Annotated in this window: 16 protein-coding genes; 14 read left to right on the plus strand and 2 right to left on the minus strand. The window is 70.1% G+C overall.

The features are described 5' to 3' along the window. Positions 1 to 29: 29 nt before the first annotated feature. From DFR74_RS05715 to DFR74_RS05735, 5 genes are all read left to right on the plus strand, one after another. Positions 30 to 218, plus strand: coding sequence for a hypothetical protein (locus tag DFR74_RS05715; protein WP_067514618.1), 189 nt, complete (start codon positions 30 to 32; stop codon positions 216 to 218). Next, positions 215 to 544 carry an Asp23/Gls24 family envelope stress response protein gene (locus DFR74_RS05720; protein ID WP_067514620.1) on the plus strand — a complete coding sequence of 110 codons (330 nt, stop codon included), beginning with the start codon at positions 215 to 217 and terminating at the stop codon, positions 542 to 544. The genes DFR74_RS05715 and DFR74_RS05720 overlap by 4 nt, the downstream gene beginning before the upstream one ends. Further along, the gene (locus DFR74_RS05725) at positions 541 to 1080 is read left to right on the plus strand and encodes a DUF6286 domain-containing protein (RefSeq protein WP_067514621.1); all 540 of its coding nucleotides are present in this window, start codon (positions 541 to 543) and stop codon (positions 1078 to 1080) included. Before DFR74_RS05720 ends, DFR74_RS05725 begins: the two co-directional genes overlap by 4 nt. Continuing rightward, positions 1077 to 1652, plus strand: a complete 576-nt coding sequence (locus DFR74_RS05730) for an Asp23/Gls24 family envelope stress response protein (RefSeq protein WP_067514623.1) — start codon at positions 1077 to 1079, stop codon at positions 1650 to 1652. Before DFR74_RS05725 ends, DFR74_RS05730 begins: the two co-directional genes overlap by 4 nt. A 141-nt stretch (positions 1653 to 1793) precedes the next feature. Continuing rightward, the gene (locus tag DFR74_RS05735) at positions 1794 to 3326 is read left to right on the plus strand and encodes a DHA2 family efflux MFS transporter permease subunit (RefSeq protein ID WP_195124101.1); all 1533 of its coding nucleotides are present in this window, start codon (positions 1794 to 1796) and stop codon (positions 3324 to 3326) included. Between the two features lie 60 nt (positions 3327 to 3386). Here DFR74_RS05735 and DFR74_RS05740 read toward each other — a convergent pair whose 3' ends face one another. Beyond that, positions 3387 to 3818 carry a type II toxin-antitoxin system Rv0910 family toxin gene (locus tag DFR74_RS05740; protein ID WP_067514625.1) on the minus strand — a complete coding sequence of 144 codons (432 nt, stop codon included), beginning with the start codon at positions 3816 to 3818 and terminating at the stop codon, positions 3387 to 3389. Positions 3819 to 3958: 140 nt separating this feature from the next. On the opposite strand from DFR74_RS05740, the gene DFR74_RS05745 reads away from it, so the two are divergent. From DFR74_RS05745 to DFR74_RS05755, 3 genes are all read left to right on the plus strand, one after another. Beyond that, positions 3959 to 5044 carry an LLM class flavin-dependent oxidoreductase gene (locus DFR74_RS05745; RefSeq protein ID WP_067514627.1) on the plus strand — a complete coding sequence of 362 codons (1086 nt, stop codon included), beginning with the start codon at positions 3959 to 3961 and terminating at the stop codon, positions 5042 to 5044. 2 nt (positions 5045 to 5046) lie between these two features. Beyond that, positions 5047 to 5670 (plus strand): FMN reductase, encoded by a 624-nt coding sequence (locus DFR74_RS05750; protein ID WP_067514629.1) that lies wholly within the window; start codon positions 5047 to 5049, stop codon positions 5668 to 5670. 73 nt (positions 5671 to 5743) lie between these two features. Then, positions 5744 to 6292: a YceI family protein gene (locus DFR74_RS05755; protein ID WP_067514631.1), complete on the plus strand. Its 549-nt coding sequence runs from the start codon at positions 5744 to 5746 to the stop codon at positions 6290 to 6292. A gap of 168 nt (positions 6293 to 6460) precedes the next feature. Here DFR74_RS05755 and pepN read toward each other — a convergent pair whose 3' ends face one another. Continuing rightward, positions 6461 to 8950 (minus strand): aminopeptidase N, encoded by a 2490-nt coding sequence (gene pepN / locus DFR74_RS05760; RefSeq protein ID WP_113974983.1) that lies wholly within the window; start codon positions 8948 to 8950, stop codon positions 6461 to 6463. 466 nt (positions 8951 to 9416) lie between these two features. Here pepN and DFR74_RS05765 point away from each other — a divergent pair, with 466 nt between their 5' ends. The 6 genes from DFR74_RS05765 to DFR74_RS05790 are packed head-to-tail and all read left to right on the plus strand — an operon-like array spanning position 9417 to position 14677. Further along, on the plus strand, positions 9417 to 10832 hold the full coding sequence (locus DFR74_RS05765) for an ATP-binding protein (RefSeq protein WP_067512144.1): 1416 nt from the start codon (positions 9417 to 9419) through the stop codon (positions 10830 to 10832). Continuing rightward, on the plus strand, positions 10832 to 11263 hold the full coding sequence (locus tag DFR74_RS05770) for a roadblock/LC7 domain-containing protein (RefSeq protein WP_067512142.1): 432 nt from the start codon (positions 10832 to 10834) through the stop codon (positions 11261 to 11263). Before DFR74_RS05765 ends, DFR74_RS05770 begins: the two co-directional genes overlap by 1 nt. Then, positions 11260 to 11610 carry a DUF742 domain-containing protein gene (locus tag DFR74_RS05775; protein WP_067512140.1) on the plus strand — a complete coding sequence of 117 codons (351 nt, stop codon included), beginning with the start codon at positions 11260 to 11262 and terminating at the stop codon, positions 11608 to 11610. The genes DFR74_RS05770 and DFR74_RS05775 overlap by 4 nt, the downstream gene beginning before the upstream one ends. Further along, positions 11585 to 12190 (plus strand): GTP-binding protein, encoded by a 606-nt coding sequence (locus tag DFR74_RS05780; RefSeq protein WP_067512138.1) that lies wholly within the window; start codon positions 11585 to 11587, stop codon positions 12188 to 12190. The genes DFR74_RS05775 and DFR74_RS05780 overlap by 26 nt, the downstream gene beginning before the upstream one ends. Then, positions 12187 to 13443, plus strand: coding sequence for a cytochrome P450 (locus tag DFR74_RS05785; RefSeq protein ID WP_067512136.1), 1257 nt, complete (start codon positions 12187 to 12189; stop codon positions 13441 to 13443). Before DFR74_RS05780 ends, DFR74_RS05785 begins: the two co-directional genes overlap by 4 nt. Positions 13444 to 13453: 10 nt before the next feature. Further along, the gene (locus DFR74_RS05790) at positions 13454 to 14677 is read left to right on the plus strand and encodes a cytochrome P450 family protein (RefSeq protein WP_067512135.1); all 1224 of its coding nucleotides are present in this window, start codon (positions 13454 to 13456) and stop codon (positions 14675 to 14677) included. The last annotated feature ends 57 nt before the right edge of the window (positions 14678 to 14734 follow it).

Consider the following 14734-nt stretch of genomic DNA (forward strand, 5'->3'; position numbering starts at 1 on the left):
CCACCCATCCGCTGGGAGAGGAGTCCGTTGTGAACGCGACAACGATCTGTCTGGCCGTCGGCCTCGCGCTCGGCTTCGCCGCGGCGTTCGGCGGATTCGGCGCCTTCGCCATCGTCCTGGTGTTCGGGGCGCTGGGACTGCTCGTCGGGCGCTGGTTCGACGGTGAGCTCGACCTGTCCGGTCTGGTGCGCTCCACGCAGCGCCGGAGCAGGCGATGACCACCGCGGCCGCCGCAGCGGAGCTGCCCGGCCTCACCACCGTCGCGGGCCGTGCCGTGCGTCGCATCGCGGCGCAGGCGGCCCGCGAGGTGGCCGGTGTGGGGCGTGACGTCGACGCCGAGGCGCGGGTCACCGGCGATCGCACGGCGCTGGATCTGCGGATCCCGGTCGTCTACCCCGCCCCGGTGGGGCGGGTGGCCGACGCGTGCCGCGCGCACGTGCTGCGCCGCACCACCGAACTCACCGGGTTGGCGGTGACCGGGGTGGACATCGTGATCGGCGCGCTGGTCAGCGAATCCGCCGTCGTCGAACGGAGGGTGCGGTGATCCGCAGGCCCCGCCGAGCGGTGCCCGCCGCCCTGCTCGCGCTGCTCCTGCTGGCCGGGTGCGTCGCGGTGGGGGTGTGGGCGGGCCAGCGCTTGGCGGGGACGCGCGAGTACGTCTCCTACGATCGGATCGCCACCGAACTGCACGGCATCACCTGGAACGAGGTGCCCGTACTGATCGCGGGCATCGCGGCCGTGGTGGTCGGTCTGCTGCTGCTGGCGGTGGCCGTGCTGCCCGGACGCGCGCTGTTGCTGCCGCTCGCGGAGGAGCAAGGGCTGCGCGGTGGCGTCACGCGCAGCGGCCTGCGCACCGCGTTGCAGGAGACCGCGACCGGGATGGACGGCGTGCGCAAGGCGCGGATCAAGGTGAAGCGCAAGGGCGTGAAGGTTTCGGCCCACACCGACCGGGCGCAGTCCGAAGGCATGGCGGATGCCGTGTGCGATCTGCTCACCCGACGGGTGCAGGAGATCGGGCCGCAACCCGTGCGGCGGGTGCGCGCCAGCGTGCACGCGAGCCGTAAGCGAGGTGTGCAATGAGCGCGATCAATCGTCCGGCCAAGCTGAACCGCGGCCTGATCGGACTCGTGGGCGCCGCGCTGATCGCGGCGGGTGTGCTGGCACTGGTCGCGCACTACGGGCGACTCGGCTGGGTCGACTCCGACGCACCCCTGGTGCCGGGCACCGGCGGGCCGCCCACGTGGGTGCTGTGGGTGACCATCGCCGGCGCGGTGGTGCTCGGATTGCTGTGCCTGCGCTGGCTTTTCGCGCAGTTGTTCCGGATGCCGAAAACGGAGGTGTGGCGCGTCGGCACCGATACGGGAACCGGTACAACGACCCTGGAATCCGGGACGGCCGCCGACGCCGTCGCCGACGACATCGAGAGCTACCCCGGCGTCCGTTCGGCCGCCGCGTGGCTCTCCGGCCCCGGCGACGCGCCGGAACTGCACCTGACCGTCACCGCCGAGACCTTCGCCGATATCGCGGAACTGCGCAAGCGGATCCTCGGCCACGCGGTCGCCCGCCTGCGCGAAGCCCTCGAGGTGACCGCCATCCCGGTCACCTTGGAGCTGGACCTCGCCCAGGGGCGGGGCAAGCGCCACCTGGCGTAGCGAACGCGGCCGCTCGACCCGGCACCAGACCCGCCGGGCCGAGCGGCCGATCGCGCGGAAATCCGGTCCGCGAGCACCGTTGCGTCGCTCCCCGAAAAGTATCGGTTGGTCATCCGGGACAACTAGTGCCAGTCTTATCCGGTGAACCAACCTCCGGATATCAAGGCGGGCCCGGACCCGGCCTCCGACAAGCTGGACGCGGGTGTGTTCAAGGTGGCGGGCGTGGTCGTGCTGGGCGCGATCATGTCGATCCTGGACATCACGGTCGTCATCGTCGCCCTGCCGACCTTCCAGAACGAGTTCGGCACCAGTCCCGCGATGGCCGCGTGGACGGTCACCGGCTACACCCTCGCCCTCGCCACGGTCATCCCGCTCACCGGGTGGGCGGCCGACCGGTTCGGCACCAAACGCCTCTACGTCACCGCGCTGCTGCTGTTCGTGATCGGCTCGGTGCTGTGCAGCGCGGCCTGGAACATCGAGTCGCTCATCGCGTTCCGCGTCGTGCAGGGCATCGGCGGCGGCATGCTCATGCCGCTGGGCATGACGATCATGACCCACGCGGCGGGCCCGCACCGGGTCGGGCGCGTGATGGCCGTGCTCGGCGTGCCGATGCTGCTGGGCCCGATCAGCGGCCCGATCCTGGGCGGCTGGCTGATCGACGCGTTCAGCTGGCACTGGGTCTTCCTCATCAACCTGCCCATCGGCGTGATCGCGATCGCCGCGGCCTGGATCATCCTGCCCGCCGACGATCCGCACCCCTCGGAATCGTTCGACTTCGTCGGCATGCTGCTCGCCTCGCCGGGCCTGGCGCTGCTGCTCTACGGCGTCTCGATCATCCCGGAGGAGGGCACGGCCGCCACCAAGAAGGTGATCATCCCGATCGTCGTGGGCGCGCTGTTGCTCATCGGGTTCGTCTTCCACGCGCTCAACACCAAGCACCCGCTGATCGACCTGCGGCTGTTCCGCAACCGCGCGATGACGTTCTCGGTGCTCACCATGATGCTGTTCGCCATCGCGTTCTTCGGCTCCGGCCTGCTGCTGCCGTCCTACCTCCAGCAGGTGCGCGGGGAGACCGCGCTCGCGGCGGGTCTGCTCATCGCGCCGCAGGGTCTGGGCGCGATGCTCACCATGCCGATCGCGGGTCGCCTGGTCGACAAGATCGGACCGGGCAAGATCGTGTTGTTCGGCGTCGCCCTGCTCTCGGTGGGCATGCTGTACTTCACGCAGCTGACCTCGGACAGCTCCTACTGGGTGATGTGCGCGGCGCTGTTCGTCACCGGTCTGGGCATGGGCTGCACCATGATGCCGATCATGACCGCCGCCATCCAGACGCTGACCCACGAGCAGGTGGCGCGCGGGTCGACGCTGATGAACATCGTCAACCAGACCGCCGGTTCCATCGGCACCGCGACCATCTCGGTGGTGCTGGCCAACCTGCTCAAGGACCAGATGCTGGCCGGTCCCGCGATCGCGTCGAACATCGATCCGGCCATCGCGCAGCAGCTCGGACCGGAGGCGGTGGCGATCGGTCTCGCCCAGGCGGCCGACGCGTTCGCCGACACGTACGTGGTGGCGGTCGTGCTCATCGTGCTGACCTTGATCCCGGCGTTCTTCCTGCCGCGCACCAAGCCGCCGATCCCGGAGGGCGCCGACACGAAGGTGCTGGTGCACTGACGGAGGCACCGAACGGGGGCCGTGGCGAGATCGCCACGGCCCCCGACTCGTCACCGGCGCTCAGCCGTAGAGCGCGACGAACTTCTCCAGCGACTTCTCGATATCACCCTTCACCGCCCGCGCGACGCCCGAGCCGATCGGGCCGAACAGCGGCGCGCCGCCGAGTTCGAGGTCGACCGTCACCTCCGAGCCCGCACCCTTCGGCGCGACCAGCAGGCCGAGCGTGAACTTGGTGCCGCCCTTGCCGGAGCCCTTCAGCACCAGCTTGCTCGGCGCGTCGGCCGTCTGCACCTTCCAGGTGACCCGGTTGCGCATGCCCTTCACCGTGGCCACGCCGACCAGCTCGGTGCCCGGCGTGAGCGTCGCGGGCACCTCGCCGCGCCACGCCTCGTGCATGGTGAGCCACCGATCGAGCTCGGCCAGATTCGCGGTGTGCGACCACGCCTCCGCCGGGGGGATCGGAACGTCGACGGAGACCTTTACCTTTGCCATGCGCGGATGGTATCCGGTACCGCCAGTCCCGCCTCGCTCCGCATCGCGTCCCACTATGTGAGCCGCGTCACCGTGGAATACCCACGGGGGCGCCCCGGTTGTTATGGTTGCCAAGTCAACCAATTAGCCGAGGAGGCCTCGTGCAGTTCGGAATCTTCTCCGTCGGTGATGTCACCACCGACCCCACGAACGGCCGCACGCCCAGCGAGGCCGAGCGGATCAAGGCGATGGTGGCGATCGCGCAGAAGGCCGAGGAAGTCGGGCTCGACGTCTTCGCCACCGGCGAGCACCACAACCCGCCGTTCGTCCCGTCCTCGCCCACGACCATGCTCGGCTACATCGCCGGGCGCACCGACCGTATCCTGCTGTCCACCGCGACCACGCTGATCACCACCAACGATCCGGTGAAGATCGCCGAGGATTTCGCGATGCTCCAGCACCTGGCCGACGGCCGGGTGGACCTGATGCTCGGCCGCGGCAACACCGGTCCGGTTTACCCCTGGTTCGGCCGGGACATCCGCGACGGCATCCCGCTCGCCATCGAGAACTACCACCTGCTGCACCGGCTCTGGCGCGAGGACGTGGTGGACTGGGAGGGCAAGTTCCGCACCCCGCTCCAGTCGTTCACCGCCACCCCGCGCCCGCTCGACGGCGTGCCCCCGTTCGTGTGGCACGGTTCCATCCGCAGCCCCGAGATCGCCGAACAGGCCGCCTACTACGGTGACGGTTTCTTCGCCAACAACATCTTCTGGCCCAAGGAGCACTTCCAGCGGCTCATCGAGCTGTACCGGCGGCGCTACGAGCACTACGGCCACGGTTCGGCCGATCAGGCGATCGTCGGCCTCGGCGGGCAGGTCTTCCTGCGCAAGAACTCCCAGGACGCGGTGCGCGAGTTCCGCCCCTACTTCGACAACGCGCCCGTCTACGGGCACGGCCCCTCGCTGGAGGAGTTCACCGAGCAGACGCCGCTCACCGTCGGCAGCCCGCAGGAGGCCATCGACAAGACCCTCACCTTCCGCGAGCACTTCGGCGACTACCAGCGCCAGCTGTTCCTGGTCGATCACGCGGGCCTGCCGCTGAAAACCGTGCTGGAGCAGCTGGATCTGCTCGGTTCGGAGGTGATTCCGGTGCTGCGCAAGGAATTCGAGGCGCGGCGCGCACCCGGTGTGCCCGACGCGCCCACCCATGCCTCGCTGCTGGCGGCGCGGGAAGCGGAGGTGGTGTGATGATGACCGAGACGCGGATCGCGGTGGTGTCGGGCGGGCTCTCGCAGCCCTCGTCCACCCGGCTGCTGGCCGACCGGCTCGCCGCCGCCACCGAACGTTTCCTCACCCAGCGGGACCGGCGGGTGCGCTTCGACGTGGTCGAATTGCGCGACCACGCCCACGATCTGGCCAATAACCTGGTGACCGGGTTCCCGTCGCCCGCGCTGCGCAAGACCCTCGACCGGGTGGTCGGCGCCGACGGGCTGATCGCGGTGACGCCGATCTTCAACGCCTCCTACAGCGGCCTGTTCAAGTCGTTCTTCGATGTGCTGGAACCGGATTCGCTGGTCGGCATGCCGGTGCTGCTCGGCGCGACCGGTGGCACCGAACGGCATTCGCTGGCCCTGGAACACGCGCTGCGGCCGATGTTCGTCTACCTGCGCACCGTGGTCGCGCCGACGGCCGTGTACGCGGCCTCGGAGGACTGGGGCGCCGGTGGCGCGGCCGACGCGCTGGACCAGCGGATCGCCAGGGCCGGGGAGGAATTCACCGAGATGCTCGCCGCCCGCTCCGCGGTGCGCCCGCCCGACCCCTACGGCGAGCCGGTGCCGTTCGAGCAACTGCTCAGCGGCCGCGGCCTGGACTGACCCCCGGGCGCCGACGATGTCGCCCACGTATCACCCGATGATTGAAAGTTCTACCAACAAAGGAGAATCGACCATGACGACCGGAATCGCCAACGGACTCACCGCCGGTACCTGGGTCATCGACCCCGCCCACTCGAGCGTCGGCTTCGCGGTACGCCACCTCATGGTGAGCAAGGTCCGCGGCCGCTTCACCGATTTCGACGGCAAGCTCGTCATCGACGAGGACGGCACCGCCTCGGCCGAGGCCGAGATCCGGGTGAACTCGCTGACCACCGACAACGACCAGCGCGACGCCCACCTGCGCACCGCCGACTTCTTCCACGCCGAGCAGTTCCCGGTGATGACGTTCAAGTCCACCGGCTTCCGCGTCTCCGGCGACGACTTCGTGGTGGACGGCGATTTCACGGTGCGCGGCAACACCAAGCCGGTGTCGCTCGAGGTCGAGTTCCTGGGCGTGAACCCGGGCATGGGACAGGGCACCGTCGCGGGTTTCGAGGCCAAGACCGTGGTGAGCCGCAAGGAGTTCGGGCTCGACATCGACATGCCGCTGCCCGACGGCGGCACGGTGATCGGCGACAAGATCACCCTGAGCCTCGAGATCGAGGTCGTCCGCCAGGACTGACCCGCAACGCCGAGATGCCGTGCGCCGGAACACGATCCGGCGCTGCGGCGTTTCGCGCGTTTGTCGGGTGTCGCCGTGGGCGGCGTTTCGTCCCGGGCCGGACGCATCCTGACCTGACACGAGATGGGCGGCCGCGCCGAGTATCCCGCGAGTGAACCGCCGACGCCGCTATTCGGTCTCCGGCCACTCGATGCGGCGCACGCGCAGATCCCGCGCGAGGTGGTCGCGCTGTTCGATCACCAAGCGCCGCAGCGCTCCCGGCGCGTCCTCGTTCGCCGCGAGCCAGTCGTCGACGGGCGCGAGCGACTCCGTCGTGGGGAACAGGCCGAGCACGATGCGCCGCGCGATCTCGATACTGCGCCGCGCCCACACCGTGCGCAGGTTCGCGAAGTACTCGCCGTCGTAGGGCGCGAGCAGGTCGCGGCGCGCGCCGGCCCGGAAGCCGTCGATCACCGCGTCGAGGTGGTCGTTGGACAGTGCGGTGTCCTCGAGTGCCGACGACCACGCTTCGGCTTTCACCCGGGCGTCCGGTCGCGCCGCCAGCGCTTCGAGCCGGGCGGTGCGGCCCGACGACGTGTCGTCGCGGGCGAGTTCGGCGTCGAGATCCGCGGCGTCGGCGGCCCCGGTCGCGGCCAGCGCCCGCCACAGCGACCAGCGCAGGTCGGGATCGAGCGCGAGCCCGTCGGGCGCCGGTGCGCGCTCGAGCAGGATGTCGCGGATCTCGGTGGCGTGCCGCCCGTCGACGGTCGCGGCGGTCGCCGTCGCACGCGCCCAGGCCAGCTGCGCGCCCGAGCCGGGTGCGGCCGAATGCAGGGCGGCCCAGCAGGATTCGAGCCAGTCGCCGCGCCACCGGTCGCGGGCCGCGCCGGGCAGATAGTGCGCGATGGTGAACGACGCGTTCGCCAGCACCGCGGTCAGCAGCGCCATATTCGATTCGGCGGGGGCGAAGCGCCGGGCCATCGCCAGATACCGGGACGGGTCGAGCACCCCGTCGCGCACCGCGTTCCACAGCGCCGACCAGAGCAGCCCGCGCGCCAGCGGATCGGTCACCCGGTCGAGGGAACCCTCCACCGTGGCAAGGGAATTGGCGTCCAGGCGGATCTTCGCGTAGGTGAGATCGCCGTCGTTGAGCAGGATCAGGGGCGCGGGCGCGAGGGCGACCGGCGTGCGCTCGCCGACCAGGTCCAGCTCCACGCGGTCGCGGCGCACCAGATCGCCCGCCGTGTCGAAGTCGTAGAGCCCTACGGCCAACCGGTGCGGGCGCGGGTCGGTCTGCATGATCGCGCCGTCCTCGAGCGAGATCGTCGACATCCCGGACATCTGCAACCAGGCCCGCGCCCACTGCTCCAAGTCGCGTCCCGACTCCGCCGACAGCTCGGTCAGCAGATCGGCCAGCGTTGTGTTCCCGAACGCGTGCTTGCGGAAGTATCGCCGGGAGCCCGCGAAGAACTCGTCGCGCCCGACCCACGCGACCAGCTGCTTGAGCACGCTCGCGCCCTTGGCGTAGGTGATGCCGTCGAAGTTCAGCTTCGCGGCCTCCAGATCGGGGATGTCGGCCACGATGGGGTGGGTCGTGGGCAGCTGATCCTGCGAATACGCCCACGCCTTACGGCGATTCGCGAACGCGACCCACGCGTCGCGCCACCGGGTGGCCTCGGCGTTGGCCAGGGCGCCCATGTAGTCGGCGAAGGACTCCTTGAGCCACAGGTCGTCCCACCACGTCATCGTGACGAGGTCGCCGAACCACATGTGCGCCATCTCGTGCAGGATCGTGTTGGCCCGGCCCTCGTACTGCGCGGCGGTAGCCGCGCCGCGGAAGACGTACTCCTCGGTGAAGGTCACCAGGCCGGGATTCTCCATCGCGCCCAGGTTGTATTCGGGCACGAACACCTGGTCGTACTTCCCCCACGGGTAGGGGTAGTCGAAGTGCTCGGCGAAGAAGTCGAGCCCCTGGGTCGTGACCTCGAGGATCGTGTCCGCGTCCAGGTACTTCGCCAGCGAGGCGCGGCACAGCACACCCAGCGGCACCACCAGATCGTCCCGCCGCCAAGAGGATTCGACGCGGTGATACGGCCCGGCGGCCACCGCCGTGATGTAGGTGGAGAGGGGCAGCGTGGGGGAGAACGTCACCGTCTGCCGCTCGCCCTCGGCCGCCACCGCCTCGGCGGGCCGGTTCGACAGCACCTCCCAGCCGCGCGGCGCCGTCACCACGAACGTGAACGGCGCCTTCAGGTCCGGCTGTTCGAAGCACGCGAACACGCGGCGCGCGTCGGCGGGCTCGTATTGGGTGTAGAGGTAGGTCTGCCCGTCGGCCGGGTCCAGGAAGCGGTGCAGGCCCTCGCCCGAGCGGCTGTAGGCGCCGGTGGCCCGGACCGTCACCACGTTCGACGCGGCCAGACTGCCGAGCGCGATCCTGGCCCCGTCGTACTCGACCGGCACCTCGCGGCCGTTGACCGTCACCGCTTCCACCGCCGGGCCGAGAAAGTCCAGCCACGTCCGGTCGGTGGTGGCGTCGAACTCGACGGTCGTGGTGGTCGCGAAACCGGGGCGGTCCGGGTCCGGCGCATCGGAGACGTCGAGCTCCACGCGATAGCCGCGGACGGTCACGGCGGCCGATCGCGCGGCCGCCTCGGCACGGGTCAGATTCTCGGTGCTCATCCCCTCGATCCTGCCAGCCGCCCCGGCGCGTCGCGGTGCGCCCCGGCCGTTCCGCGCGGGTTCGCCGCGACGGCCGCCCCCGGTGGCCAGCCCCCTTGCCGGGCTGTGGCGTTCGTGCAGGTCACAGCGAAAAGCGCAGCGGTTCAGCGGGATACGATGAGACTTCGCTGTGATGCTGCTAGGGTTGGCGAGTCGCCGGGTTCCCGGCCGGTCGGGTGGGTGACGATCGGTCCGGTGATCGATACATCGATCACCGTCCCGCTGCATCGTGAGGCGTGCGGGTGAGCCTCGAGAGGATGCGGCACGGGTCCGTCGGCGTGGTACTGATTCCGATCAGGCTTCACACGATCGGACATCGTGGCAGGCGAGACGGAGATCTGTGGTGGCAGGGTGCTGGTTCAGGCGGGGGCCGTAGGGGGGCGGGATATCGGGGGAGGACTCGATCCCGTCGACCACGAGAGAACTGATGAATCTGGATATCGCCGTACTTCTTTCCTGGATCCTCGCCGCCGCGCTCGTGCTGGCGGTGGTGCTGTTCGCGATGAACGCCATGCGCCGGGAGCGCGCGCGGGCCGATGCACTCGCGGCCGATCGCGACCGGCGTGAGGAGGCGCTCGACCACTTCGCCACCCACACGCTGCCCGCGATCACCGAGGCCGCGCGGCGCCACGAGACGACCACCGTCGCCGTGGAAGTGCCCGCCGGACTGGAGAATTCGCGGCTGGCGGGCTTCCTGCAGTGGATCGCCGAGCGGCACGCCGAGGACCTGCGCCTGCTGCGCAACGAGACCGCGGAGCAGGTCGCGCTGGACGCCGAGAACCGGACGCGCCAGGCGGTCCGGGCCGCCGAGGACGCGGTCCGCGAGGAGATCGCCGCCGCCGCCCGCGACGCCACCAGCGGCGCGGTGCGCTCCTTCGGCACCTCCGTGGTGAGCCTCGGCGCCGACGTCAGCCAGGTGGTCAGCGGCGCGCTGCGCGCCCACCGCGACGACGAGGTGTACGCCACGCTCACCCGCATCGACCACACCGTCCAGCAGATGATCCGCCAGGCCCAGTCGTACGTGATCGTCTGCGGCGGCCTGCCCGGCCGCCGCTGGCCCGCCCAGACGCTCACCGACGTGGTGGGCGGCGCGACCGGCCGCGTGCGCGACTACCTGCGGGTGCGCACCAACCAGTCGGAGCGGGTGGTGGTCTCGCGCGCCGTGGAGCCGCTCGTGCACACGCTGGCGACCCTGCTGGACAACGCCCTGCGCTACTCGCCGCCGACCTCCTTCGTGGACATCAGTTTCCAGGAGGGGCACCACGGCGTCACCGTCATCATCGACGACGCCGGCGTGCGGATGAGCCCCGAGCAGATGGAGGAGGCCAGGCAGATCCTCGCGGGCGAGCGCCCCATCGACATCCACCAGCTCGGCCCGTCCCCGAAGGTGGGTTTCCCGGGCGCCGCGGCGCTGGCGCGACGCTACGGGTTCACCGTCTTCATCGACGGGCCCAACGCCTACGGAGGCATGCGCGCCATGGTGTACATCCCGGAGGCCCTGCTGGCCCCGGTGGACTCGACCGCGGGCACGCCCGCCACCCCGGCGGAGGCACCGGCCCGCGAGGCCGCGCCGATCCGCGAGAGCGCGCCCGCCCCGGAACCCGCGCCGGTCCGCGAACCCGTCGCGGTGGCCGTGGCGCAGGCCGAGAGCGAGCCCGTCGCCCACGAGATCACCGAGGGTGGGTTGCCCAAACGCCGTCGCCGCGAAGTGGCGCCCCCGGTCGTCGCGCGCACCGACACCGGTTCCCAGCCCGCGCTCGCACGACCCGACATCGCCGCCGCATGGCACACCGGTTCCAAGAGCGGCCGCGCCGCCGCCGACAACACGGAAGGAACACGTTGATGGGCACCCCGAACACGGCCGTGGCCGACAGCAGCAACAAGCTCGGCTGGCTTCTCGAAGACCTGAACATCCCCGGCGTCCGTTTCGCGGTGCTGCTGTCCGACGACGGACTGCGCATCGCCCACTCCAAGGGCATCGCCCGCGACGACGCCGAGCGGTTCTCCGCCGCCGCCTCGGGGCTGCGCTCGCTCGGCAAGGCGCTGGGCGAGTTCTGCGGCGGCCCCGGCACCGGGCTGCGCCAGAACGTGACCGAGTACGACGACGGGATGATCTTCATCACCGCCGCGGGCGAGGGTGCGCTGCTGGGTGTTTCGACGACGGCCGATATCGACGTGGCCCTCATCGCGCACCGGATGAACGAACTGGCCGGCCGGGTCGGGCACGAGCTAGGCAGCCTGTCGGGGCAGAGGTCGGACAGCGACCGGTCATGACCAGGTCCCGGCGCGACCCCGACCTGGTTCGGGCCTATGTGCGCACCGGCGGGCGCTCCCGCGCGACCCGCGACCTGGATCTGGTCACGCTGGTGGCCGCGGCGCTGCCCCCCGCACCCGGTCTCGGGCCGGACGCGCGCCGGGTACTGGGTCTGTGCGGCGGGCGCGGCGTGCTCTCGATCGCCGAGATCGCGGCCTACCTGGATCTGCCGCCCTCGGTGGTGAAGATCGTCGTCTCCGATCTCATGGACGGCGGGCACCTGAGCACGCCGACACCGGCCGAGACCGTGCCGGAGATCGCCCTGTTGGAGGAGGTACTCAATGGGCTCCGTGCTCTCTCGGCCTGAGCGCGTCGTCGACTATGTGCCGGAGACCGTCACCCGGTCGGTGAAACTGTTGGTGGCGGGCAACTTCGGCGTCGGCAAGACCACGTTCGTCAGCAGCGTCTCCGAGATCAAGCCGCTGCGCACCGAGGAGACCATCACCGAGGCCAGCATCGGCGTGGACGATATGGCGGGCCTGCCGGAGAAGACGCAGACCACCGTGGCCATGGATTTCGGGCGTATCACGCTGAATCCTCAACTGGCACTGTATCTTTTCGGTACACCGGGACAACAGCGGTTCGTGCCGCTGTGGGAGGAACTGGCTCGCGGCGCGCTGGGCGCGCTGGTGCTGGTCGACACCCGGCGCATCGAGAAGGCCGACGAAGTCCTCTCGGTGCTCGAGGAGCGCGGCGTGCCGTACTCGGTGGCGGTCAACGAATTCGACGGCGCCAAGCGGTATCCGCTCGAGGAAGTGCGCGACGCGCTCGACCTGACCGCCGACACCCCGCTCACCTCGCTGGACGCCCGCAACCGCGGCACCTGCCTGCACTCGCTCATCACGCTCGTCGAATTCCTGTTCCACCGTCTGGAGTCACGACTTTGACCACGCCCTCGCATACGGCCTCCGCCGGTGTCTGCCCCGTTCCGCACAGTTCGCCGATCGACACCGACGGCCCCCGGGTGCCGCTCTACACCGAGGAATTCGCCGCCGACCCGCATCGCGCCTACCGGCAGATGCGCCGCCGGTACGGCCCGCTGGTGCCGGTCGATCTCTCGCCGGGAATCCCCGCGACCCTGGTGATCGGCTACCACACGGCCGTGCGAATCCTCAACGACCCCGAGCACTTTCCCGCCGATCCGCGCAACTGGCAGAAGAACGTGCCGGGCGAGTGCCCCATCCTGCCGATGCTGGAATGGCGGCCCAACGCGCTGCGCAGCGCGGGCCTGGACCACACCCGGTACCGGCAGGCGAACGTGTCGGCCATCGGCGAGGTGGATCTGCACGCCATGCACGCCACCATCGAGCGCGTCGCCGTCCCGCTCATCAACGCGTTCTGCACCGACGGCGCGGCCGATCTGATCAGCCAGTACGCCTTCCCGCTCACCTTCGCCGTGCTCAACGAAATGCTGGGCTGCCCAGGCGATATCGGCCAGCAGGTGGCCACCGGCATGGCCGCGATCTTCGAGGGCGTCAACGCCGACAAGGGCAACGCGATGCTCACCGACGCGCTGCTCGACCTCACCACCCGCAAGCGCACTCAGCCCGGCGACGACATCACCTCGCGGCTGATCCAGCACGCGGTCGGGCTCGACGACGTGGAGATGATCCACCAGCTCGTCACCCTCTACGGCGCGGGCATCGAACCCCAGCAGAACCTGATCGTGAACGCCCTGCTGCTCATGCTCACCGACGACCGGTTCGCCGGAAACCTGTTGGGCGGCAGCCTGTCCACCCGCGACGCGCTGGACGAGGTGCTGTTCACCGACCCGCCCATGGCCAACTACTGCGTGAGCTACCCGCGCCAGCCGATCCTCATCGACGGCGTGTGGCTGCCCGCGCACCAGCCGGTGGTCATCAGCATGTCCGCCTGCAATAACGATCCCGCCATCGACGCGGGCGAATACACCGACAACCGTTCGCATCTGGCGTGGAGCGCGGGCCCGCACTCCTGCCCGGCGAAGTCGGCGGCCTATCTGATCGCGCAGGACGCGATCGACCAGCTGCTCGACGCGCTGCCCGAGATGCGTCTCGCGGTCCCGGTCGACCAGTTGACCTGGCGGCCGGGACCTTTCCATCGAGCCTTGGTGTCCCTTCCGGTCACCTTCCCGAAATCCCCTCCGCTGAACGTGTATTAAGGAGTACCCGATGGACAGCCAGCCCCTTGTCCTCGATCCCACCGGCGCCGACATCCAGGGTGAATCGGCGCGCCTGCGTGAACGCGGCCCGGTGACCCTGGTGGAGTTGCCCGGCGGAGTGCGTGCCTGGTCGGTGAGCGATGCCGAACTGCTGAAGAGCCTGCTGGTGGATTCGCGCGTGTCCAAGGACGCGCGCCAGCACTGGCCCGCCTTCATCAACGGCGAGATCCCGCAGGACTGGCCGCTGTTCCTATGGGTGGCGGTGAACAACATGTTCACCGCCTACGGTGCCGATCACCGCCGCCTGCGCAAGCTCGTCGCCCCCGCGTTCACGCACCGCCGCACGGAGGCGATGCGCGAACGGGTGCAGGCGATCACCGCCGCGCTGCTCGACGAACTCGCCGCCGCCCCCGAGGGCCAACCGGTCGACCTGCGCGAGGGTTTCGCGTATCCGCTTCCCATCCAGGTGATTTCGGAGCTGATGGGCGTGCCGGAGTCGCTGAACGCCGGGCTGCGCACCTGTGTCGACGGCATCTTCGACACCTCCCTCACGCCGGAGCAGTCACAGGCCAACTACATGGAGATGTACCGCATCCTGGGCGAACTCGTGGCCTTCCGGCGCGAGCACCCGGGGGACGACATGACCAGCCTGCTCGTCTCGCACCGCGACGAGGAGGACGGCACCCAGCTCACCGAGCAGGAACTGATCGACACGCTGCTGCTGGTGATCAGCGCCGGGCACGAGACCACTGTCAACCTGCTGGATCAGGCGATCCACGCACTGCTGACGCGCCCCGAGCAGCGGGCCGCCGTGGTGTCGGGCCAGGTCGCCTGGACCGACCTCATCGAGGAGTCGCTGCGCTTCGAGGCGCCGGTCGCGCACCTGCCGCTGCGGTTCGCCGTGGACGACATCGAGGTCTCGGGCGTGCGCATCGCCAAGGGCGACCCCATCCTCGCCTCCTACGCGGCCGCCAACCGGGACCCGAAGCTGCACGGCGACACCGCCGACGAGTTCGACGTGCACCGGATCTCCAAGGAGCACTTGGCCTTCGGGCACGGTGCGCACCACTGCCTCGGCGCGCCGCTGGCGCGGCTGGAGGCGGCGGTCTCGCTGCCCGCGATCTTCGACCGGTTCCCGAACATGCGGCTGGCCGACGAGAACGCCGATCTGGGCTCGGTGCCGAGCTTCATCTCCAACGGGCACCGCCACCTGCCGGTGTTGCTGAACCCGTAGGGTTTCGCCAGGCTTGATCCGAGAACAGCGCCCCCGGAGCATCTTCGGGGGCGCTGT

This window comes from Nocardia puris, assembly GCF_003315035.1.
GTDB classification, from domain to species: domain Bacteria; phylum Actinomycetota; class Actinomycetes; order Mycobacteriales; family Mycobacteriaceae; genus Nocardia; species Nocardia puris.

What these genes read in the sequence shown, in the direction of transcription:
- DFR74_RS05740 (WP_067514625.1), bottom strand. Translation starts at nt 3,818, where the DNA reads ATGGCAAAGGTAAAGGTCTCCGTCGACGTTCCGATCCCCCCGGCGGAG.
- DFR74_RS05750 (WP_067514629.1), top strand. Translation starts at nt 5,047, where the DNA reads ATGACCGAGACGCGGATCGCGGTGGTGTCGGGCGGGCTCTCGCAGCCC.
- DFR74_RS05730 (WP_067514623.1), top strand. Translation starts at nt 1,077, where the DNA reads ATGAGCGCGATCAATCGTCCGGCCAAGCTGAACCGCGGCCTGATCGGA.
- DFR74_RS05755 (WP_067514631.1), top strand. Translation starts at nt 5,744, where the DNA reads ATGACGACCGGAATCGCCAACGGACTCACCGCCGGTACCTGGGTCATC.
- DFR74_RS05720 (WP_067514620.1), top strand. Translation starts at nt 215, where the DNA reads ATGACCACCGCGGCCGCCGCAGCGGAGCTGCCCGGCCTCACCACCGTC.
- pepN (WP_113974983.1), bottom strand. Translation starts at nt 8,950, where the DNA reads ATGAGCACCGAGAATCTGACCCGTGCCGAGGCGGCCGCGCGATCGGCC.
- DFR74_RS05780 (WP_067512138.1), top strand. Translation starts at nt 11,585, where the DNA reads ATGGGCTCCGTGCTCTCTCGGCCTGAGCGCGTCGTCGACTATGTGCCG.
- DFR74_RS05765 (WP_067512144.1), top strand. Translation starts at nt 9,417, where the DNA reads ATGAATCTGGATATCGCCGTACTTCTTTCCTGGATCCTCGCCGCCGCG.
- DFR74_RS05770 (WP_067512142.1), top strand. Translation starts at nt 10,832, where the DNA reads ATGGGCACCCCGAACACGGCCGTGGCCGACAGCAGCAACAAGCTCGGC.
- DFR74_RS05790 (WP_067512135.1), top strand. Translation starts at nt 13,454, where the DNA reads ATGGACAGCCAGCCCCTTGTCCTCGATCCCACCGGCGCCGACATCCAG.
- DFR74_RS05775 (WP_067512140.1), top strand. Translation starts at nt 11,260, where the DNA reads ATGACCAGGTCCCGGCGCGACCCCGACCTGGTTCGGGCCTATGTGCGC.